Below are 21,745 nucleotides of genomic sequence, written 5' to 3'. Positions count from 1 at the left end.
CTATAAAGTTAACACCCAATTAATATGGCAACTTTTAAAGAATTAACTGCATATTATCACAATTTGGAAGCAGCTTTTAAAAGAACGGAAGAAACTTACTATTTCAATAACGACCGCTCTCACAATGCTACTGTTATGCGTTTCATGTTTGACAACGCAAAGCAGGTCAATATGTATTGCGGTGAACTTTCTGTCTTAAGAGAAAGGTTTTACGACCATATAGGAAAAGACAGCGGAGAAGAAGATGCCGGAAAAGTGAAGGATGCCATGATTAAGAGCCTGAAAGACTTTTTTGACAAACCGGATTCTAAACTAACGGTTGTCTTTGAAAGCTATTCAGATGAAATCTTTGATGACATGATATGCAAGGATTTGTTTATCAGCAAACTAAAGGAGAACATCATTTCATTCTATAAGCTTGATGAAACTTTCTCCTTTAAGGCAGACATCAACCATTTCTGCTATACGGATTCCGGCATCACGCGCTTTGAAGTAGATAAAATGCTTCATAATGCCATCTGCACCTTCCACAACCGCACTTATTCAGATGCATGTGAAAAGAATTTTCAGATTCTTCTTAAACTAGCCAAAAACACAACTTTCAACTAAAGGGGAAATATGGATGGGGAAGACATTTTTGAGCTGCTGGGAAACAGCCAGACTTTTTTAGGAACACTGGCCACATTGGCTGTCTTATGTATATTCCATAACGACAATAACTTCATTTACAAGATACTGGAAACAGTGAGAACTGACTTTGAGGAAGAAATCAACAAATTGCGCACGCATATCCGTTTCGGGAACATTATGAAAACAGCAGAATACAAGCTGCTGATGTTCTACGTAAACGACCCGCGAAGTGACTTTAATAAAAAACAGGAAGGAACCAAACTGCTGACAGAAATCGCAAGGGTCCAACAAGAACTGCAGTTCAAGTATGGAGTGCCCTTGGAAACAAAAGGTGATACACAATTTGAAAGAATCGAGAAAGCTAAGGAACAGGTCATAGCACCTCTCTATACGTTTGGGCTATGCGTGCTGATCTTTATCTTTGACGAACTTTTAAGAATGCCTCAGATAAAATGCAATGATTTTTTATGCTCCACCTTGGTTGCTTTCATTGCCATTTCATTTTTTTACTGGATATGGGTTTGGAGAAGGTTCATAGTTGTTTTTTACTTTCACACACAGAAAGACAAGAAATCCGAGGGTACGGATGGGGAAAACAACACAAAACAGAATATGGGCTATATGTCTGCATTGAGAGATTTCGCTTCGATTTTCGGCATATCAATCATCATTTGTATCCTGTTGTTCGGCCTTGCATCTCTGACGGATTTAGAACCGCTTCCTTATCAGTCACATCTGTTCAAGATATCAATTTTCAGTCTCATCATACTAAACGGGTTTCTGCTGCCTTTTTTCATGCCATATATCTGTTATCGAAGCATTTATAGAAAGGCACAAAAAGAAGTTGAAGCCAGCCAGACAGAAATAGCGGGACAGGAACACAGGCTGAAAGAACAAATAAAATCTTTCTGTGAAAAAATAAATATCCCCGATTAGACTACATTGCGCATAACGGCAACCTGCTCATCGCCGCTGCCGCCTGCGTGCTGCGCTGCCTGGCGCGGGTCTTCGCCCAGACCTTCAAAGCGGAGAACTATGACTGGAGGGGAGGTGCTCAGGCCCTGGTGACCAAAACAGGGTCACAGACTGCAAGCACTGCACCGGCACAACTTATTTGAGTAGTCTGCCTTACCACAAAGGTCACAGAGCTGCACAGAGGGAATTAAAAGCGTGCCTCTGTGGTGAACAAATACATAATACAAAACGCCGGAAAAAGAAGAGCTGACGAAAGAAAATGAAGGGCAAGACTGCACGGACAATCCGGAAGAAGCAAAGGCTGCATTCTTCGTTAATGTTTTTTAATCAAATAAAGGAAAAGGCAGAAGAAGATAGAGGATTTCGTCTTTTTTATTAATTTTGGAAACCTATCAATTTACCGTAATCATGCTTAACATTTCGATCAAGCAAAAGGAAGAGCCCGTTTATGTGAACATTGTCCCCGTAAGCGCACTGATCAACAAAACGAGAGGGGTATCGTTCACGACAAACAAATACAGACGTGTTGTGCGTGCAAGAGTTCCACGCATAGGTGAAGTGTATCTAGCTCCTCATGAAAGAACGGTCATTCTGCCTGAAGATACGGCTGACTACATCAGAAGAAACAATATAAAGAAACAAGACGTACTGAAGTCATGCGCCAAGGCGGTGAGAAGAAGTCTGGTAACTACCGTAAGAAGCAAAGAATAAGGAGAGGAATGCTGCCTTATATGTTGCAGCTGATTACACGGAACACGAACAGAATGGCTACCACAATCATCATCGGTGTGCTGACGGGTCTGCTGCTTTACTGTACATTTTCCATACGAAACGGGAGACAGCCTGTCAGGGAAAAACAACCGGAAAAATCAGAAGCTTATCTTCCGCCCACAACTGCGTACGATAAGATGCTGACACTCTCAAACAGTCATGACATTTATGCTTAAACATCTGAAAGACATACTGCCGCAACTCACTTCGCACGGGGTGGGCGAAAAGCGGGTGCTGCTGTCGGGCGATAAGCCGCAAGAGAACATATTCAGTTCCGCATGTTTTTCGCAAGAACAAAGCCGGCTTTCAGAAACGCCTCCAACGGTAAAAAAATACCGTACAGCAAAAGCCAGAATAAAAAAGAAATATGTCATTTCTGATGAGAAATGGAAAAGAAGATAGCTGCCAATCCCGCTCCGACATCCACTCAAACAAAAAACGGCATCTGAAGATTCCAATCGCTTTTTTACAACCTGACACATTGAAAACTCCATATATTTGATTACTTTTGTCTTACGCAACAATATTCAAAGACATGAACAGCCACTTCAAAGAAATAACAATTACAAACTTCAGAGGATTTGATTCGCTCATCATCAAGCAGCTCCAAAGAATCAATGTTTTTGTAGGAGCAAACAATGTGGGAAAGACATCCATACTGGAAGCCGCATTTATGTTGAGCGGCATGTCGAATCCTTTTATATCCAATCGCATAAATTATCTCAGAACGGCATTGCTTAATAACAGCATAGACAGTTCCAGGTATCTGTTTCATAATGTGGACTTCAGCAACAAACCTCTCTTAAAAGGATTCATGACAGACGGGAAAACAAGAAAAATAACATTTGCTCCCGTTACATCACGCAATGAAACGGACATGTCATCCAGCAATTCAGCGAACCAGGCCATAATCAGCCAACTGAATTTTGAATTCGGTCAAGAGGAAAATGGAAAAGGTTTTACATATCATTCAAAAATAGTTGTCGCAAACGACGGAAATACCCGGCAGGAAACGGACAATGGATATAGAGAGCTTTTAAATGCGCTGTTCATTCCTGTCGACAAAAACGACGCTAATGCCACGGCCAATTTTTCCACATTGGTAAAACACAACCGAAAGCATTTTGTAACCAATGCTCTGCATGATTTTGACCCTTCAATCGAATCAATAGAGGCATTGCCTGATGGATTATACTTGAAAATCAAAGATGTGAAAGAGCTGCTGCCGATAAGTATGGGAGGAGATGGAGTAAGACGGATGATAAACATCATATCAACTATTGCCTGCGAAGACTATGATATCGTATTCATTGACGAAATAGACAATGGAATGCATTACAGCGCCCACAAATTGATGTGGAGAACTATATTGAAGTTCATTTTGACGCACGACATACAACTGTTCGTTACAACACATAATCTGGATTGCCTGATGGGGCTCAAAAATGCCATGCAGGAAGAAGATAGTTTGCGGAAACTGACACATGTATACAATGTAGCGAAAACAAAAAACAAAGGATTTCAGGTCTATAGCTATGGATATGACGAACTGAAAGAAGCCATTGACAACGAAATTGAAATCAGAAGATGAAAGATACATACCGGATTTTCGTGGAAGGGATTGCAGACAAGCGGTTCATCGAACAACTTTTAGAATCCGTTTTCTCTCAAAATATACCTTCTGACAATATAATAAAGACTGACGGCTATACAAACTTGACCGCCACCAACAAGGAACAAACGTTCATCAATGAAATGCTGCGGACAACGGATGACGGAGGAATCAATCTCGTAATATTCGATGCTGACAGCAATTGTGAAAGACGCAGGACCGAACTGCTGGACTGGAAAAGACGAAGCAAAGTAGATTTTGAGCTTTTTCTGCTTCCGGACAATGCCAACAGCGGAGAATTGGAAGATTTGCTGATGCAAACCATCAATCCCGTAAACCAGCCTGTCATGGAATGTTGGAATAAATACGAGGAGTCATTAAAAGGCGTCAGCCTGCCATGGAAAGGCACTTTGACGCTTCCTGCCAAGAAGACTCGAATCTATGCCTATCTGGAAGCACTGTTGGGTCCATCCAGATCGGAGAAAGAAATGATAAAAGAGGCAAAAAGAGATTACAAGAACGAAAATCACTGGAATTTAAAAGCTCAAGCATTATCTAATCTTATTGATTTCTTAAAGAAGAATCTTTCTTCTATAAATCAAGATATACAAGTTTAGCGGATTATGCTCAAACATCTGAAAGACATACTTCCCCGGCTCACTTCGCACGGGGTAGGCGAAAAGCGGGTGCTGCTGTCGGCCGGCGAAACGGAAACGGCTGTAACGCAGATTGCAGTGACAACACTGCACGCGGGGGAAACGGCAAACGGACACAGCCATGCGACAATGGAGGAGTATTTTTTCTTCCTGCACGGGGAAGCGGCACTGACAATCGACGGGGAACGGACAGCCTGTCACGAGGGGGATTTCGTGCAGATCAGAAAAGGAACGTTCCATACGCTGGAGGCTGTATCGGAAGTGGAAGTGATGACTATAGGAATCGCAACGGAAATGTAATCTAACATCATAAAACATGGACATCAAACTGAATGAGTTACGACTTATCGAATCGAAAAGAGAGCTGGAGGCTATCCCGGAAGGGAAGAAGCTGATAAACACGATCAACGCGCATTCGTATAACACAGCTCTGAAGGACAAGCTTTTCGCGGAAGCGCTGCAACGGGGAGATGCACTGATTCCGGACGGGGCAAGCATCGTGATGGCATGCAGGTGGCTGAAAGCGAAAAGCCAGCCGAAAGAACGCATCGCCGGATGGGACTTGTTTGTCATGGAGATGGAGCGGCTGAACAGGAAGGGGGGAAAATGTTTCTTCATGGGCAGCAGCGAAAAGGTGCTGGGACTGATAAAGGAACGGACAAAAGCGGTGTATCCGAACATTACGGTGGAAACCTATTCCCCACCCTACAAGCCGGAATTCAGCGAAGAGGACAACCGCGCCATCATCGAGGCCATAAACAGGGCGGATCCGGACCTGCTGTGGATAGGCATGACGGCACCGAAGCAGGAGAAATGGACCTACACGCACTGGGACGAGCTGAAAATCCGCTGCCATACGGGAACCATCGGAGCCGTGTTCGACTTCTTCGCCGGCACGGTGGAAAGGGCGCCGGAATGGTGGCAGAAACACAGCCTGGAATGGCTGTACCGGCTGCTGAAAGAGCCGAAACGGATGTGGAAACGATACATCATCGGAAACACGCTGTTTCTGTGGAATGTGGGGAAGCTGATGATGAAAAGGCTATAAACGGCCTAAAAAAACATTGATTATATACATTGATTGGGCTAAAATCAATATATTTGCACAAAATTTGGATTTCAAGTTTTTTACATAACTAATTTACACATGAGAAAAGTTGCATTGATCACCGGAATCACCGGACAGGACGGTTCGTTCCTGGCTGAATTTTTGTTGGGGAAAGGATATGAAGTGCACGGTACAATCCGCCGTTCTTCGGTAGACTATCGTGAACGCATCGCTCATCTGGAAGGCACTCCGCATTTTCATCTGCACTATGCGGACCTGGGGGATTCGATGAGCATTATCCAGGTAGTAAACAAAGTGAAACCGACGGAAATCTACAACCTGGCAGCACAAAGCCACGTGCAGGTGAGCTTCGACTCGCCGGAATTTACAGCCGACGTAGACGCTACAGGCGTGCTGCGTGTGCTGGAGGCTGTGCGCCAGTGCGGACTGACAGATTCATGCCGCATCTACCAGGCTTCCACATCGGAGCTTTACGGCAAGGTGGAAGAAGTTCCGCAGAACGAAAACACACCGTTCCATCCGTACAGCCCGTATGCTGTGGCTAAACTGTACGGCTACTGGATTGTGAAAGAATACCGCGAGGCGTACAACATGTTCTGCTGCTCGGGTATCCTGTTCAACCACGAGTCGGAACGCCGCGGGGAAACCTTCGTGACAAGAAAGATCACGCTGGCTGCCGCACGCATCGCGCAGGGAAAGCAGGACAAGCTTTATCTGGGCAACCTCTCGTCGCTGCGTGACTGGGGATACGCAAAGGATTACGTGGAATGCATGTGGCTGATTCTGCAGCATGACACTCCGGAAGATTTCGTAATCGCTACGGGCGTGCAGCATTCGGTACGCGAGTTCTGCTACCTGGCATTCAAACATGCAGGCATCGAACTGGAGTTCAAGGGCGAAGGACTGGAAGAAAAGGGATACGACAAGGCTACGGGCAAGGTGCTTGTGGAAGTGTCGGAAGACTTCTACCGCCCGACAGACGTGGTGAACCTCTGGGGTGACCCGACCAAGGCGAAAGCCGAACTGGGATGGGATCCGGGAAAGACAAGCTTTGAAGAACTGGTGAAGATCATGGTGGACGCCGACATGGCAAAAGTGGCCATAGAACGTGCAAGCGAGAAAGTGCGCACCAACCTGGCCGAATACCTGGAGAAGGGAATCGTGAAGTAAGTTTTTTTTAAAGGAGTTAGAGAAGTTAGAGAAGTTAAAGGAGTTGGAGAAGGTAAAGAAGCTAACCAAAACCTCGTCAACTTGTCAACTCACAAACTCAAAAACTTAAAAACTTAAATCAATGGATAAATCTACAAAAATATTTGTGGCGGGACACCACGGACTGGTGGGATCTGCCATCTGGAACAACCTGCAGCAACGGGGATATACGAATCTGGTAGGACGGTCGCACAAGGAACTGGACCTGCTGGACCCGGTTGCCGTGAAGAAATTCTTCGATGAAGAACAGCCGGAAGCGGTGGTGCTGGCCGCAGCGCATGTGGGAGGCATCATGGCAAACCTGCAATACCGGGCAGACTTCATCTATCAGAACCTGCAGATCCAGCAGAACGTGATAGGAGAAAGCTTCCGCCACGGAGTGAAGAAGCTGCTCTTTCTGGGAAGCACGTGCATCTATCCGCGCGAGGCTCCGCAGCCGATGAAGGAGGAAGTGCTGCTCACTTCGCCGCTGGAATATACGAACGAGCCGTACGCAATCGCAAAAATAGCGGGACTGAAGATGTGCGAAAGCTTCAACCTGCAGTACGGCACAAACTACATCGCCGTAATGCCGACAAACCTGTACGGGCCGAACGACAATTTCCATCTGGAAAACAGCCACGTGCTGCCGGCAATGATACGCAAGATCCACCTGGCCAAGTGCCTGAACGAAGGCGACTGGGAGGCTGTGCGCAAGGACATCAACCTGCGTCCGGTGGAAGGCGTAAACGGAAGCAACTCGGAACAGGAAATTCTGGACAAGCTGGCCAAATACGGAATCACGCCGGAAGCCGTGACCCTGTGGGGAACCGGAAAGCCGCTGCGCGAGTTCCTGTGGAGCGAAGAAATGGCTGACGCAAGCGTACACGTGCTGCTGAACGTGGACTTCAAGGATACCTACAAGGAAGGCGACAAGGAAATCCGCAACTGCCACATCAACGTGGGCACGGGCAAGGAGCTGTCGATCAAGGAAGTGGCAGAGAAGATCATGAAGGAAATCAACTTCAAGGGCGAACTGCGCTGGGACGCTTCGAAACCGGACGGAACCATGCGGAAGCTGACCGACGTGACGAAGCTGCACAACCTGGGATGGCACCACAAGATTGAAATCGACGAGGGTATCCACCGCCTGTACGAATGGTACCTGAAGGGGATTTGCATCAACCACCAGACCGCGTGACGGCAGGCCGCTGCGTGAAGCGAACAAACGGAGAGGCGGTGCCAAAAAAAGAATGACCTTGCTTTTTGACGGCCATCCGCTGCTTTGACACCCTCTCTTCATCTGCTAACATATCCGAAAGAATGAAAGGTAAATTTATTGTCATAGAAGGACTGGACGGATGCGGAAAGTCCACACAGGTGCGTCTGCTTCAGCAAAAGCTGGAGGCGGACGGAACGGCGCACCGCTTCATCCACTTTCCGATGCTCAACCAGGGCGTATACGGAAATCTGACGGCTGAATTTCTCAGAGGGGAGTTCGGCTCGCTGGAAGAGGTGCACCCCAAACTGGTGGCGCTGCTTTTCGCCAACGACCGCCTGGAACATATAGGCATCATCCGGGAATGGCTGGACAAAGGATACTGCGTGCTGGCCGACCGGTATGTATATTCGAATGTGGCTTTCCAGTGCGCCAAACTGAAGGCGGAGGAGAAGAAAAGGGAACTGAAGGACTGGATTCTGGCATATGAATTCGGACACAACGCCCTGCCTCGCCCCGACCGCACACTTCTTCTTGACATGCCTTTCAGCTTTATCGAACGCTCGCTGACATCGGAACGTGAGGGGAGTGACCGGGACTATCTGAACGGCCGGAAGGACATACACGAAAGTTCGCTGGCTTTTCAAAGAAATGTACTGGAGATGTACCGCAAGCTGCTGGCTGAAGAAAAGGACTTCAGCGCAGTGAGCTGTACGGATGAGGAAGGCAACCTGTCTTCCATTGATGAAATACAACTCCGAATCCGCGAGATTCTGAACCTGTAATTTTAAAAAACGTATTTACCACAGGCTTCCCTGTACAAGCTTTTTGTCACAGGGTTGAAACCTCATGTGGTAAATATTATTAAAAATACGTTTTCGGACTCCGATTTTTAAACATTTTCATTAAAAAAAGCGTTTATTTGCGCCGGTAAACAAAAGAGAGTTTTTTAGATATGCTGGAAAGAAAAAACTATGATTCTTACAACCAGTGGGTAAACCTGTTTGTTGTATGCTGCGAAACTGTTGTTGCAGGAGCGGTTTATTATCTCTACTGCTGTCTGACGGAAAACAATCCCTGGAACAAGACAATGAATGCACCGATGCTGCAGAGCCTGCTGATAATCGTGCTCTGCTATTTCATCGCCGCAATCCAGGTGGGAGTTGTGCTCTACAAGCGAAAAGTTTATGCTTACCAAATCATTACGAAGGTATTCAAGAACATTGTCGGATTCGGAATCCTTGCGGGACTGATTCTGCACATGGGGAAGTTCCTGGATGCATGGTCGCTTTTCTACTTCACTTATCTGATCATCCTTTTCATAATCATGGCGCTGTTCCGGCTCTCGCTCCGCAGGTTCGTCAAGAGCTACAGGCAGCGGGGAGGAAACCTGAGGTATGTGGTGCTCGTGGGAAGCACACAGAACATGCAGGACCTCTACCACGAACTGACGGACCAGGACTATACGGGATACAGGGTGCAGGGTTATTTCGACTTCGAACCGAACGAGGATTTCCCGCGGGACTGCAAATACCTGGGAACTCCGGAAAATGTGATCGACTACCTGAAAGAGAATGAAAACACGCACTACCTGTACTGCAGCCTCCCGTCGAAGAACGGACAGCTGATAAAATCAATCATCGACTACTGCGAAAACCACGTGGTTCACTTCTACAGCGTGCCGAACGTATACAACTACCTGCACCACCGCATGTACTTCAACATGGTAGGCAACGTGCCCTACCTCAGCCTGCGGAGAGATCCGCTGAGCCGCTTCGGAAACAAGGTGCTGAAACGGACGTTCGACATCGTGTTCTCGCTGCTGTTCCTCTGCACGCTCTTCCCCATCATCTTCATCGTCGTGGCAATCGTAACGAAAATAACCATGCCGGGACCGATTTTCTTCAAGCAGAAACGGAACGGGCTCAACGATGAGGAATTCTACTGCTACAAGTTCAGAAGCATGAAGGTGAACGCGCAGGCCGACACGCTGCAGGCCACAAAGAACGACCCGAGAAAGACAAAATGGGGAAACATCATGCGGAAAACGAACATCGACGAGCTGCCGCAGTTCATCAATGTGCTGAAAGGCGACATGAGCGTGGTGGGACCGCGCCCGCACATGCTGAAACACACGGAAGAATATTCGAAACTGATCAACAAATACATGGTGCGCCACTTCGTGAAGCCGGGAATCACGGGATGGAGCCAGGTGACGGGCTACAGGGGCGAAACCAAGGATCTGAAAGACATGGAAGGACGCATACTCGGCGATATCTGGTATATCGAACACTGGAGTTTCGGCCTTGACCTGTTCATCATCTACAGAACGATTGCGAACGCAATCCATGGGGAAAAGAACGCTTACTAATCAAAACTTATACATAAAAAAATGAAAACGACAAGAACTTTCAAGCCAATATGTTTGATACTGCTGCTGCTTTTTGCCGGCTCTGCGGCATTTGCACAGGGAAAATGGGACGCTTTCCCCAAAAATGAGAAATGGTTTCTCATGGGAGGCGTGGGAATACACGGCTATGTGGGCGACTACGACAGCCAGATCAGCTTCGGGGAACGCTTCGGAGCCGGCGGCGAAATTGCCGTAGGAAAATGGATAGCCCCCGCCATCGCAGTGCGGCTGCAGCTCAATGCGCTGCACGCAGTGGGAGGCACAAAGTCCGGAAAGAAAGAATCGTGGAACTACGGCCACGCACATGTTGACGCCATGCTGAACCTCTCGGAGCTGGCTGTCGGGGCGGACGAAGAACGCCTGTACAGCGCCATCCCGTTCATGGGTATAGGTGTGGCCAGAAGAGCGGCACGCCACAATGCGGACGCCGTTCCGACACTGACCATCGGACTGCTCAACAGCTTCCGCATGAACGAGCATCTCTGCCTGAACATTGAAGGCAAAGGGAGCATCGTGGGCGACAAGCTGGACGGACTGGCCGGCGGCAGAAGCGGAGAAGGAACGCTCACGCTGACAGTTGGCATGACATACAATTTCTAATATGCAACATAGACCATAAAATAAAAAGACAAGTTAATGTTTTTTAGGAGAGTTTTTACAGGATTACTGATATTAGTTTGCTGTTTTCAGGTAGCCACAGCACAAGCCGCAAGAGAAAAAAGTCAGAAACAGACGATTCCGTTCAAAGAAAGGTGGGCATTCAGATCAAATGCCGTAAACTGGGTGGGGCTAATGCCGAACATTGGAGTGGAATATGACCTATCCAGTTCTGTATACAACAAGTGGACACTGGGCATATCCGCCACATGGAACGGAAATACAGACGTCAATTTCGACCAGAAAATCCAGCAGAGAATCAACGATTACCGCATTGAGGCGCGGAAGCACATAAAGCCGTCGCTCCAGATCCGCCCCGGACAGAAACGTATGCCGAAATTCTGGCGGACATACTACTGGGGAATCTATGCCGGATACACGAAGTTCAACCTGATGTGGAACAAGGGAGTGGCCGGCGACCTGTTTCAGGCGGGAGTCACCGGCGGATGGGAAGTGCCGCTATACCAATGCAAGCAGGGAGGGCTCGACCTTGATCTGGGACTGAGCATCGGAATGCTTTACGCCGAATACGGCAAATACAGGTTCGCGGACGGAAAGACGGTGCTCACGGAGGAAAAAGGAAGGCACATCCTTCCCTATCCCCTTCCCACGGAAATCAGGGTAGGCATCGTTTACCGCTTCAATTCGATCAAATATAAATATACTAAAACGAAAACTAAATATTAACGGATATGCTAAAGCTATTTAACCAGAGGACAATTCAAAAAGCCGCAATGACAATGCTGCTGGCATGCGCTGTATCTCACATGCACGCACAGCTGATTGCGGCAAAGACAAATGCACTCCTGTGGGGAAACCTGACCCCCAACCTTTCGTTCGAACTGGTCACTTCCGAAAAGACCAGCGTAATGGCGGGTGCATTCTATTCGGTCGACCAGAATCCGCTCGACTGCAGCATCAAGGGTGTTGACATACAGGCGAGGTACTGGATAAGCGGACGGCCGCTTGCACAGAGTTTCATCGCCCTGGGACTGCAGGGCATGAGATACAACGCCACATTCTCCGGGAAACGCCACTTCGGCGACGCCGCAGGACCGGGGCTTGTATACGGATATGCACTGCCGCTCACCAAACGGTTCAACCTGGAATTCAGCGCAGGCATCTCGCTGATGTGGTTCAGAGAACAGAAATACGAGGAAGGGACTCCTGCCCCGGACAACTACAATTCCACCGGCATGAAAGTGATGCCGATGGGACTGGGAATCACATGTACGTACATATTTAAATGAAATGAAGCATGAAAACTTACTTTAAAACAGGAATTCTCCTCATAACGTGCCTGCTGGGGTGCGCGCTTCCGGCTGCAGCCCAGAAGATGACCAAAGTGACAGGTATCGTCTACAACATCGCCGGAAGAAAGAAAATACCGTTTTCCGACATCGCAGTCCAGGTGTATGCGGCCAAGACCGTGGCTGAAGGAAAAGACATAAAGAAGGCGCTCGACTCGGATCCGAACGACCCCGACAGGCTGATCATGTTCCATCTCGACAAGAACGCAAAGACTACGACCGACAACAACGGATACTACGAAATCATGGTACCCGACAACGGCGCCCTGATCTTCAAGGCCGGACTGAGCACGGCTGTATTCAAGGAAGTGGACCACCGCATGAAAATAGACGTGGAAATCAACGACGGACTTCACCTCAGTGAAGTGACCGTGACGGGCATACGCACGGAAATGGCACCCGAACCGCAGGCTCCGATCATGTTCGGCAACCAGTATATACCTTACACCACGTTCAACATTCCGTCGCACACGGGAAACCGCTATTCGAGGCTCATCATCCAGCCGTATGTGGTGGACTGTATGCTGAACGACACGGTGGTGCTCCCGCGTCCGCTGGTGTACGACGGAAAAGAATATGCCGTGACACAGCTCCGCAAAAAGGGATACGACATGAGCCGTGACCCGCTGAACCCGTACATCATCAAGGACCAGTATCTCTCGAGCGACCCGATGACCATCCACTGGCGCGACACCGTTGTGGTGCCGGATGCAACCCACAGCTACAACTGCTACGCGACAATCAGCATCGAGGACTATTCGGCCATCACTTACCGCACATACGAGGTGAACACCTGCAAGGCAAAACGGCCGCTAAAGTTCCTCCAGTACAACATGCTGTACCAGACAATGGACCCGATGGACTACAAGGAGCGTCCGCAAATACAGAAGCGCAACACGTCGGACAAGATCCTGCTGACGTTTGAAATCAATTCGGACAAGCTTGTGCAGAACGAGGAGAACAAAAGAAGCCTTGACATGCTGAGAAACAGGCTGAAGGAAATCGCAGAGTCGCCGGGCGCAATCCTGAAAGAGTTCCACGTTACTGGTACTTCATCGCCGGACGGAAACTACTACTCGAACCTGACTCTGGCGGAAAGACGTATGAAACGCATCGAAAACGAAATAACTTCCATCCTGCCCCGCCAGATTCTGGAACGCGTATACCGCAATCCGCAGGCAACCGTCGCTCCGTGGTCGGACATCGTAACACTGCTTGAACGTGACGGAAAAACGGGCGAAGCGGCTCAGGTGAAGGAAGTGCTCGCCAGATACAAAGACGCGAACCAGCAGGGTATCGCCTTGAAAAAGCTGCCGTTCTACAAATCCGTAATCACAACATATCTCGAAGAACTGCGCAAGGTAAACTACAACTGCATATACGAAATCTACCGCGAGCCGAACGACGAGGAAATCATGGCTCTCTACAAAAAGGAAGGGGCAGACGGAACGTATACGCGCTATGAGTACTGGCGGCTGTTCATGCTGCTGAAAGACAGGGAGCAGCTGAAAGCAATCTACCGCAAGGCTTACGAAACGTCGCTTGCCGAAAGAGGAAAGCCGTGGGCATTGGCGGCAAACAATCTGGCTGTCATGTGCCTGGAAGACGGAATTTCAGACACGGAGATTCTGGATCCGCTGATTGACCGCGCAATCTACACCACCGACTACAAGCGCACAAGCGATGACAACCAGCGCGTTGAAATCATCAACCCGTCGCCGATTGTGAACAACCAGCTGTGCATGTATGTCAACAAGGGCGACTTCACCAACGCAAGCATATTGGCCAAGATGCTTCCGGAGGACGAGAAGTATGACATGCTGAAGGCTTACGCATGGGCCATCGGAGGATATTTCCGCGGAGGAGCTACTCCCGAAGAAAAGGCACGCGCAGAAAAGACATTCAACACCATAAAGAACTCTTCGCCGCAGAATGCCGTAGTGATGTATCTGGCGCTCGAATCGCCGGAAGGAGATGCAGAGGCTCTGAAACAGATTGAACTGCTGCCGCAGGAAGATGCGCTGACCTGGTACTTCAAGGCCGTCATCTCTGCGAGAAAGGGCGACTTGAGCATCAATGACACTGCGTTTATGCTCTCGGAATGCTTCAAGCGTGACAAAAAGTTCATATCCATCGCACAGAACGACGGTGAATTTGACGACGATACCGTAGAGATCGCATTGGATTTGTATAACTAACAAACAAATAAGATTAAACTATGAAACCTAAATATATTATACCCGTCCTATGCGCCTGCATATGTGCCTTACAGCCTGAAGACTCGCACGCACAGGCAGTGAAACTGCGCAAGGACAGTACGGAAAGATATTTCAACGCACTTGACTATACCCTGCAGAAGCGCTATATCCCGCAAGGGAAAAAGGTAGGGAACGACATGCCCGGGAAAAACTTCTCGCTTTCGGCAGGTGCCGGAATCCAGAAGCTGAGAGGAGCCGGAGCAGGACTTCCGCTCTACTACAACGGAAGCATCAGCCTGTCGAAAGACTTCACTCCGTTCAATACTTACCGGGTGACCCTGCTGGGGGGATTCAACGATGAATTCAAACAGGGGGGCATCGAAATCGACCACCTGTTCAACCTGTCTGACTACATCGGAGGATACCGGAGCGGAGCGCACATGAACCTGTATACCGTGCTGGGTATCGGCGGCTATGCCAGCAAACGCGACGGAAAGGACGCAAAGATCTCGGGGTCGCTTCATGCCGGACTTCAAGCCACTTACCACCTGTCGAAGAACTGGGACTGGTTCGTGGAGCCGAAGATGTATCTTTATACCGACGGAATTGACGGATATACCTGCAACAAGCGTTACGACCTGGCCTACGGAGTGGTTACCGGCATCACCTACCGGTTTACGGATCTGCCTGTCAAGCCCAAGTCGGAAGATGCCGGGGATAACCTGTTCATCGAAGCTGGCATAGGCACACAGGCGGACTTCGTCAAGAACGTGCGCGACAACCTGCCCGGACTGCAGATGCTGGGACCGGCCGCCTCGCTCTCTCTGGGAAAATGGTTCATGCCGCTAGGTATCCGCGGAACAATATTCGGAGGATTCCACTATACGTTCAACCCCGAACAGAACAAGAGTGAAGAAGTTTACATGGGCGGACGCATAGAAGCGATGGTCAACCTGAACACGCTGTTCAAGCCCACGCTGACCGATCCGAAACTGGAAGTGAACCTCTCGGCAGGTTACGAACTGGGGGCACTGGGACACCGCAGCGCAATGTACTCGAAGAAGATCCGCATGTTCCACAGCCCGACGGCCGCAGCACAGCTTGTCTATTTCGTCAACGAGCAGATCGGCGTGTTCGGAGAAGCACGCTACAGCCGGAGCCAGTATACGCAGCCGTACAAGAGCGGAATAACCCAGGACCGCCACATGCAGAATTTAGGCGTCATGTTCGGTGTGCAGTACCGCAGAAGAAAGGCGGACTTCGATTCAAGAAGGGGCGTGTTCAAGCCTTATAACTTTGTGTATGCAAGCGTAGGGGGCAATTTCCCGATGCGCACCACCAACATCAAGGGACAAAGCTTCTTCTCGCTGGTGGGCCAGCAGGCTACAATCGGATACGGACGCAAATATACGCCCATATCGGCTGTAAGGGCATATATGGAAGTGGGACGCTATCCGTATACCGGAGGAGGAACGTATCCGTTTTCCATCGCCGCAGACTATATGCTTGACGTGACCAACCTGATAGGCAATTACAACGAAAGCCGGATATTCACGCTGAATGCATTTGCCGGTATCGCCTACACGCACCACGAACTGCTGAAGAACAACTATTTCGGATTTGAGGCCGGACTGCAGGAAAGCTTCCGGATTTCTGACGAATGGAGTATCTTCCTCGAAGAGTGCGCCAGAGGGTATAAGGGAAAAATCACTCCCTCGGCACGTGTGTACACTTCAAAGAAGCTGTCGGGTGTGCTGAGCGGAAGCGTCGGAGTCAGCTACCGCTTCTGAAAACAGAGAGAATACAGTTAAACCGAAATGACAAAAACCATGCTGATAGCTGTTGATTTTGACGGAACTCTCGTGGAACACCGCTACCCGGAAATCGGCCGGGAACTTCCTTTTGCCTTCGAAACACTGAGAATGCTGCAGAAGGAAGGGCACCGGCTGGTGCTGTGGAGCGTCAGGGAAGGCAAACTGCTGGACGAGGCTGTGGCTTTCTGCAGGGAACGCGGGGTGGAATTCTATGCCGTGAATGCAAATTATGAAGAAGAACGGGAGAACCACCAGCACTTCTCAAGGAAACTGAAGGCGGACATTTTTATCGACGACAGAAACCTGGGGGGAATGCTCGACTGGGGCAGCATCTACCGGATCATACACCACAAGATCAAGATCGCTGACCTTATTGCGGACGCTCTTGAAGAAAAGCTGGGAGAAAAGGATTACGAACGTGAAGCGAAAGGAAAGAAAGGTTTCTTCAAGAAGCTGTTCGGCTGACCCTGGCCGACTTTGATGAAAGCCCCGGAACAGGAAACAGATACCATAAGAGGGTGTGTCGGAACACAAATCAACCAGATTCTGTTTTGTAAGCATCCGATAAAGTACACATTGTAGATTTGTAAAAAACAACAAACTCTTCTTATCAACGAATATAAAGTTGACAGGAAGAGTTTGCTGTTCTATTGTATCTCTATTAGACTTCAATTGGATTTTCGTTGGACTTCTTCAACTTCCAGACATCCGGAAGCAGTTCCCGGATGTTTTTACCGGAGTCCTTTTCCTGAGTAAGCATTCGGTAAACCACGTTGCAAATTTTGGGGTCAGTAGCTTTTTAGTGGGGATATGCATATAAGTTCGCAATGCGGAATAAGAAAAACTTCTTGTCAACAACTCCCCTGAGATTCGCTCTAAAGAGTTTGATTTTAGCATTGAATGATTCAGCAAGTGCATTTGAGGAACGGTTGTTGTAGAAGTTGAGTATCTCATCATAATGCTCATAGAAGGTGGCTGCGATGACATTAAAGGAGCGGAATCCCGCTTCTTCGACTTTGTTGTACCAGCGTGCCATGGACAGGCGTGCGGCATCCTTGATTGTGTTTTTGGCAAAGGTCATCCGCAGGGAATGGCACAGTCCGTATGCCGTCTTGATGTCCGGGTATTCCTCAAACAGTATCGCGGCCCTCTGCTTCTGCCTGTCGGTCCATTTGTCGGCGGACTTGAACAGGAGGTAACGCGAGCGTATAAGCAGTTCCTTACGGGTGTCACCATTGGGAAATCTGTACGGGATATACTCCTTGCCCTTTTGTCTGGCTTCCTCCATTTCATCATTAGCCAGCTGTATGGCATCCCAGCGGTGCTTGACGCGCAACTCCTGCACGGCTTCGCAGGCCAGTTTCTGGATATGGAAGCGGTCGATGACGCGGCTGGCTTTGGGGAATGCCGTCCGGACAATCTTGCGCATGGAATCCGACAAGTCAAGCGTGACCTCCCCGACAGCATTGCGACGCTCCTCGTCTATACGCTTTAGGACGGCGATCACATCCTCCGCTTTTGTACCCGCTACGACGGCTATCAAGGATTGCTCACGTGTACGGGCCTCACGGTTGGTCACGAACGTGTACAGCTCACCGCCAGAGAGCGAGGACTCGTCAATAGCCAGACGCGGACCGATATTCTCCGGGAACAGCAGCCACTCGTCCGCATGTTCCAATTGGTCCCACTGACGGAATCCGCTCAGCGTTTCCTTGTACTGCTTCTCGAACGTGTGACCGTCTATGTGATAGAAATCCTCAAGCGTACGGCAGGTCACCGGGGATGTCTCCATACGTCTCTTTTAAAAAAGCCCCGAACTCCTTGGAGTAACGGGTGCCCTTGGCCACGATGTCAAGGTCTATTGGAATGCTGAAACTCTTGCCCGTGCGGGTATCCGTCCAACGCCTGCGACGTACCTTCAAAATTACTTTATGGTCGCGTATCGGGAAGTCCGTCACGCTTACCGCTTCCATAAAGCCTTTGGACTCAAAGTGCACGTCCTTGCTTAGTTCCGGATTCATCCTCTCGTCCAGACTAATATGTATCTCCGTTGAAGTCTGGGATATCCCTACTATGGAGAAGTAATCCAATATCTGTGTAGGCAGTACTATACTGGCCAACATGTTCAAATAATCGTTTTCCATGCCGCAAAGTAAAAGAATTAATCTTTAATCTGAAATATCCCCACTAAAAATCTACTGACCCAAATTTTGTGAATTAGTTCCGAATCGGTGCTATTCGTAGTCGATTCGGAACTAATAGTATCTATTCGGAACAAGTTTGATTGGATTTTGCCCAATTACGTGGTAGAAGTTCTTCCATATTCTTCTCAGTAAGCATTCGAAGAAATGCACCTTTTACACTTTGAGGTTTGGTTGTAAAATAAACTATCTTTAAATATAAAGAATCATCTTGTCTTTTAGCATAGTAAAATCTAAAATCAGTAAAACACCAAATGTATGAAAAATTCTCATCACTATATATAATGATACCACAACGGCTTAAAAAATAGTCTTCTGAAGAAGAATTGCCATTGATAGCTCTGTGGACTGATTCATATTTTATATTTTCATTGAATTTTAGGAATGACAAATTAGGACATTCGGCAAAAGCCTTCCATTCTACTTTTTTTATGCCTTCGCCGACAATTTCTTTTAGATTTCGGCATCCACAAAAAACATATTCAGGTAGAATCTCAACCCCATACAGTAGTATAATCTTCTCAAATTTACCATTTTGAAATGCATGTTCATTTAGCCGTTTTAGTTTCGTTTGTGACAAATCTAAGACAGATATATTTGCATTAGTTAATGAAAACGAATTAATTACAGTCAACTTTTCTCCCAAAATCAATCTATTCATGTGTGGCCATCCCTCAAATGAATGACTATCTATAGATTGTATTTTTTTCCGAAACAAAAGTAACACGAGATAACCGAGGGCAATCTTTAAATATCGGTAATGCAATCTTTTCCCCTATACGCACTTCTTCAAGGAAAGGAAATTTGCAAAAATATGATGGTATTCCATCACTATCCGTAAAATCAAGAATATTGATTTCTTTACATTTACTTATAGCCTCATAAATGTCATTATATGGTTTAGAAATAACCCACATGGAAGTTGCGCAAGGGATAACAGCTTTATTCTTTTCTTTTAGATGTAATATATTCCTTTCAAGATAGTATTCATATCCATTATTTTGTAATAATACTTCTAATTCATTCTTTTCTATAAATTGTTTCATAATTCATATCGTATTAAAAAAGTTTTTCACCATTAATCCACATATAGTTGCAATGCCAAAACTCAACAAAGTCCCAGCTAATACATATTCAGTCTTGGCTGTATCTGTTTCTTTAAAACGAAGTAAAGATTTTGCGGCTATTATGAATCCCACTGCTTCATATTGACCGATTAAAACAAATACCAATGTTAGGATTCTTTCTAAATTTCCGATAAGTGCCCCCGCATTTTTCATGCTTTTGCAAGATTCATCTTCTCCTATTTTATATCGTTCCAATATCAGTTTTATAAGAATGTTGGTAGGTTTCAGGCAACATAATATGGCAAACATAAATGCAGGAATGGATATTTGGTCAAGGAAGTCTATGTCTTGAATTGGCAAATAACATTGTGATGCGTATTGATGCGCAATAAAACACAGAATTATGATGTGGGCAATCTGGTCTATTAAAAATACCCACAGTCCTTTGTGCATAAATGATTTTACCGCATCAATCATCAAATGTGTTACAAATATGAGCAACGCATAAACCCCAAAATCAACTGTTGGAACAAATGCCCATGAAAGCAGTCCTATGATTATGGAATGAACATACAAAAAAAGGCTTTTAAGTCTTGATTCTTCTTTCCTCTTGCAGTATTTATCGCTTTGCAGATAGAAATCTCCAATCACATGAGCCATCAACAGGCTTAATAATAACCAGCTATTCATGCGTTTTCAAAATCTAGTTGTTCAAAGTAATTTAATGCCTCCTCTATACAATACCATTTAGCAGAAGTCGAGTGCTGGTTTATTCCAGACTGCTTTACACCTAATATATCTGCTATTTCTTGCTCGCTTTTAGACAAAAGTTTATAATAAATGACTTCACTCTGCCGCTTTGTAGCATTATTGAGCAAGGCATCGGTCAGCATACCAACAGTCTGTAATGCCGGTTTTAGCTGCATATCAGCAGGTTCAATAAGGAATGTACCATTTTTGTTTGGAGTCCCCATTCCGCTTAATGTCCGTCCCGATAAATAGATCGCCTCTCCATCCATTATGCCGTGTTCCTTATCAACAATACGCATATTACCTATTCCCATAGCTATACGGATTCCGTATGCTTGGAACAGTTTTTTCTTTTTCGGTTCTGCAATAGGAAAAGACTTAATGCAACTCTTAATAATAAGAGCAACTCTGAAGCCGTCCTTAGCTGAAGGCAACAGGCACTCTATGTAATCTCCCTTTATTAACCTGCCCCAAAATCCGGGAAATCTCTTTTCGAGGACAGAAAATAAATCTTCTATCCTTTGCTTCAAAGCAATGGTTTCTTCAATACACAAAGATGTGGACGAAACTATATCGGCAGAAATGGTTGCATACATAGATTGAATCCGTTTAATTACTGTTCAATGCAAAGGTATAAATAATATCTCTACCGACCAAAATATTATAAGTTAATTGACTTATAAAATGGAGAAATAAGTGATTTAGCTTATTACAATACATTATAAGTTCTAAGTCTTATCTTGCCTGACTTATATTTCTGACTTTCCTATTTTGAAAAACATGCCACTTATGTGATAGGACATGTGATAAGAGTAAGATGAAATAGCGATACTAAAATGGTACTAAATCATACATCACTCGTTATAATACAATGATATAATACAAAATATCAATGCTTTATAAAATTACATATATTGTGGCCCAGCATGTTTACAAATGATAGCTGCTTTTTATGGGAAATATTATTCCCTCAATATTTTACGAGAGAAATGTTACATTTCCAAAAATGGAGTTTCTTTATTAGGTATCAGTGAAGCAGCTGAAAAAATAGGATTTCATACCCAAGGTATTAAATTCAATGTGAAACAGTTAATAAATGAATTCTCTTCTCCATGTATTTTACACTGGAATCAGAAACATTTTGTCGTACTCTATAAGATAACCTAAAACTAAAAGGTGAATATTATGATTTGGTAAAAAATCAATTAGAAATCTAAA

At 46.6% G+C, this 21,745-nt stretch carries 25 protein-coding genes and 1 pseudogene; 20 read left to right on the top strand and 6 right to left on the bottom strand.

The genetic code is table 11. The features are described 5' to 3' along the window. The first annotated feature begins 24 nt into the window (after positions 1 to 24). The 19 genes from NW212_RS09240 (at position 25) to NW212_RS09150 (ending at position 16,974) form a co-directional block, all read left to right on the top strand. On the top strand, positions 25 to 609 hold the full coding sequence (locus NW212_RS09240; RefSeq protein ID WP_258338360.1) for a hypothetical protein: 585 nt from the start codon (positions 25 to 27) through the stop codon (positions 607 to 609). A gap of 9 nt (positions 610 to 618) precedes the next feature. Continuing rightward, complete coding sequence (locus NW212_RS09235; RefSeq protein WP_258338359.1) at positions 619 to 1,566, top strand: hypothetical protein; 948 nt, start codon at positions 619 to 621, stop codon at positions 1,564 to 1,566. Positions 1,567 to 2,013: 447 nt separating this feature from the next. Beyond that, the gene (locus NW212_RS09230) at positions 2,014 to 2,316 is read left to right on the top strand and encodes a hypothetical protein (RefSeq protein WP_258338358.1); all 303 of its coding nucleotides are present in this window, start codon (positions 2,014 to 2,016) and stop codon (positions 2,314 to 2,316) included. An 8-nt stretch (positions 2,317 to 2,324) separates the two neighbouring features. Continuing rightward, the gene (locus NW212_RS09225; protein ID WP_258338357.1) at positions 2,325 to 2,552 is read left to right on the top strand and encodes a hypothetical protein; all 228 of its coding nucleotides are present in this window, start codon (positions 2,325 to 2,327) and stop codon (positions 2,550 to 2,552) included. Further along, positions 2,536 to 2,778 carry a hypothetical protein gene (locus NW212_RS09220; protein WP_258338356.1) on the top strand — a complete coding sequence of 81 codons (243 nt, stop codon included), beginning with the start codon at positions 2,536 to 2,538 and terminating at the stop codon, positions 2,776 to 2,778. Before NW212_RS09225 ends, NW212_RS09220 begins: the two co-directional genes overlap by 17 nt. A gap of 133 nt (positions 2,779 to 2,911) precedes the next feature. Beyond that, positions 2,912 to 3,967: an ATP/GTP-binding protein gene (locus NW212_RS09215; protein ID WP_258338355.1), complete on the top strand. Its 1,056-nt coding sequence runs from the start codon at positions 2,912 to 2,914 to the stop codon at positions 3,965 to 3,967. Next, the gene (locus tag NW212_RS09210; RefSeq protein WP_258338354.1) at positions 3,964 to 4,605 is read left to right on the top strand and encodes a DUF3226 domain-containing protein; all 642 of its coding nucleotides are present in this window, start codon (positions 3,964 to 3,966) and stop codon (positions 4,603 to 4,605) included. The genes NW212_RS09215 and NW212_RS09210 overlap by 4 nt, the downstream gene beginning before the upstream one ends. Before the next feature lie 6 nt (positions 4,606 to 4,611). Beyond that, complete coding sequence (locus tag NW212_RS09205; RefSeq protein WP_258338353.1) at positions 4,612 to 4,944, top strand: cupin domain-containing protein; 333 nt, start codon at positions 4,612 to 4,614, stop codon at positions 4,942 to 4,944. A gap of 16 nt (positions 4,945 to 4,960) precedes the next feature. Further along, positions 4,961 to 5,692 carry a WecB/TagA/CpsF family glycosyltransferase gene (locus NW212_RS09200; RefSeq protein ID WP_258338352.1) on the top strand — a complete coding sequence of 244 codons (732 nt, stop codon included), beginning with the start codon at positions 4,961 to 4,963 and terminating at the stop codon, positions 5,690 to 5,692. A gap of 99 nt (positions 5,693 to 5,791) precedes the next feature. Beyond that, positions 5,792 to 6,883, top strand: coding sequence for a GDP-mannose 4,6-dehydratase (gene gmd, locus NW212_RS09195; RefSeq protein ID WP_258338351.1), 1,092 nt, complete (start codon positions 5,792 to 5,794; stop codon positions 6,881 to 6,883). A 121-nt stretch (positions 6,884 to 7,004) separates the two neighbouring features. After that, positions 7,005 to 8,102: a GDP-L-fucose synthase gene (locus NW212_RS09190; protein WP_258338350.1), complete on the top strand. Its 1,098-nt coding sequence runs from the start codon at positions 7,005 to 7,007 to the stop codon at positions 8,100 to 8,102. A 122-nt stretch (positions 8,103 to 8,224) separates the two neighbouring features. Continuing rightward, complete coding sequence (gene tmk / locus NW212_RS09185) at positions 8,225 to 8,905, top strand: dTMP kinase (RefSeq protein ID WP_258338349.1); 681 nt, start codon at positions 8,225 to 8,227, stop codon at positions 8,903 to 8,905. A gap of 170 nt (positions 8,906 to 9,075) precedes the next feature. After that, on the top strand, positions 9,076 to 10,491 hold the full coding sequence (locus tag NW212_RS09180) for an undecaprenyl-phosphate glucose phosphotransferase (protein WP_258338348.1): 1,416 nt from the start codon (positions 9,076 to 9,078) through the stop codon (positions 10,489 to 10,491). A 21-nt stretch (positions 10,492 to 10,512) separates the two neighbouring features. Beyond that, entirely contained in the window at positions 10,513 to 11,130 is a 618-nt protein-coding gene (locus NW212_RS09175) for a hypothetical protein (RefSeq protein WP_258338347.1), read from the top strand. A 36-nt stretch (positions 11,131 to 11,166) separates the two neighbouring features. Then, positions 11,167 to 11,874 (top strand): DUF3575 domain-containing protein, encoded by a 708-nt coding sequence (locus tag NW212_RS09170; RefSeq protein ID WP_258338346.1) that lies wholly within the window; start codon positions 11,167 to 11,169, stop codon positions 11,872 to 11,874. A gap of 5 nt (positions 11,875 to 11,879) precedes the next feature. After that, positions 11,880 to 12,437 (top strand): DUF3575 domain-containing protein, encoded by a 558-nt coding sequence (locus NW212_RS09165; protein WP_258338345.1) that lies wholly within the window; start codon positions 11,880 to 11,882, stop codon positions 12,435 to 12,437. A gap of 8 nt (positions 12,438 to 12,445) precedes the next feature. Beyond that, a complete protein-coding gene (locus NW212_RS09160; protein ID WP_258338344.1) occupies positions 12,446 to 14,695 on the top strand; it encodes a hypothetical protein in 2,250 nt (749 codons plus the stop codon). Between the two features lie 20 nt (positions 14,696 to 14,715). Next, the gene (locus NW212_RS09155; protein WP_258338343.1) at positions 14,716 to 16,485 is read left to right on the top strand and encodes a hypothetical protein; all 1,770 of its coding nucleotides are present in this window, start codon (positions 14,716 to 14,718) and stop codon (positions 16,483 to 16,485) included. A gap of 39 nt (positions 16,486 to 16,524) precedes the next feature. After that, entirely contained in the window at positions 16,525 to 16,974 is a 450-nt protein-coding gene (locus NW212_RS09150) for a BT0820 family HAD-type phosphatase (RefSeq protein WP_258338373.1), read from the top strand. Positions 16,975 to 17,308: 334 nt separating this feature from the next. On the opposite strand, the gene NW212_RS09145 is transcribed toward NW212_RS09150, so the two are convergent. The 6 genes from NW212_RS09145 to NW212_RS09120 form a co-directional block, all read right to left on the bottom strand. Further along, positions 17,309 to 18,301 (bottom strand): transposase, encoded by a 993-nt coding sequence (locus NW212_RS09145; RefSeq protein ID WP_258338342.1) that lies wholly within the window; start codon positions 18,299 to 18,301, stop codon positions 17,309 to 17,311. Continuing rightward, positions 18,267 to 18,653: a hypothetical protein gene (locus NW212_RS09140; protein WP_258338341.1), complete on the bottom strand. Its 387-nt coding sequence runs from the start codon at positions 18,651 to 18,653 to the stop codon at positions 18,267 to 18,269. The genes NW212_RS09145 and NW212_RS09140 overlap by 35 nt, the downstream gene beginning before the upstream one ends. Before the next feature lie 121 nt (positions 18,654 to 18,774). Then, positions 18,775 to 19,371: a leucine-rich repeat domain-containing protein gene (locus NW212_RS09135; RefSeq protein WP_258338340.1), complete on the bottom strand. Its 597-nt coding sequence runs from the start codon at positions 19,369 to 19,371 to the stop codon at positions 18,775 to 18,777. A gap of 25 nt (positions 19,372 to 19,396) precedes the next feature. After that, entirely contained in the window at positions 19,397 to 19,756 is a 360-nt protein-coding gene (locus NW212_RS09130; RefSeq protein WP_258338339.1) for a hypothetical protein, read from the bottom strand. A 3-nt stretch (positions 19,757 to 19,759) separates the two neighbouring features. Then, on the bottom strand, positions 19,760 to 20,467 hold the full coding sequence (locus NW212_RS09125; protein WP_258338338.1) for a DUF3307 domain-containing protein: 708 nt from the start codon (positions 20,465 to 20,467) through the stop codon (positions 19,760 to 19,762). After that, complete coding sequence (locus NW212_RS09120; protein ID WP_258338337.1) at positions 20,464 to 21,123, bottom strand: RNA polymerase subunit sigma-70; 660 nt, start codon at positions 21,121 to 21,123, stop codon at positions 20,464 to 20,466. The genes NW212_RS09125 and NW212_RS09120 overlap by 4 nt, the downstream gene beginning before the upstream one ends. A gap of 313 nt (positions 21,124 to 21,436) precedes the next feature. On the opposite strand from NW212_RS09120, the pseudogene NW212_RS09115 reads away from it, so the two are divergent. Next, a pseudogene (locus NW212_RS09115) lies at positions 21,437 to 21,688 on the top strand (cysteine peptidase family C39 domain-containing protein); the annotation flags it as partial. Positions 21,689 to 21,745 lie beyond the last annotated feature (57 nt).

The sequence above is a fragment of the Bacteroides sp. ET225 genome, from assembly GCF_024733745.1.
GTDB lineage: Bacteria > Bacteroidota > Bacteroidia > Bacteroidales > Bacteroidaceae > Phocaeicola > Phocaeicola excrementipullorum.
This window is presented reverse-complemented; position numbering and strand designations above follow the sequence as displayed.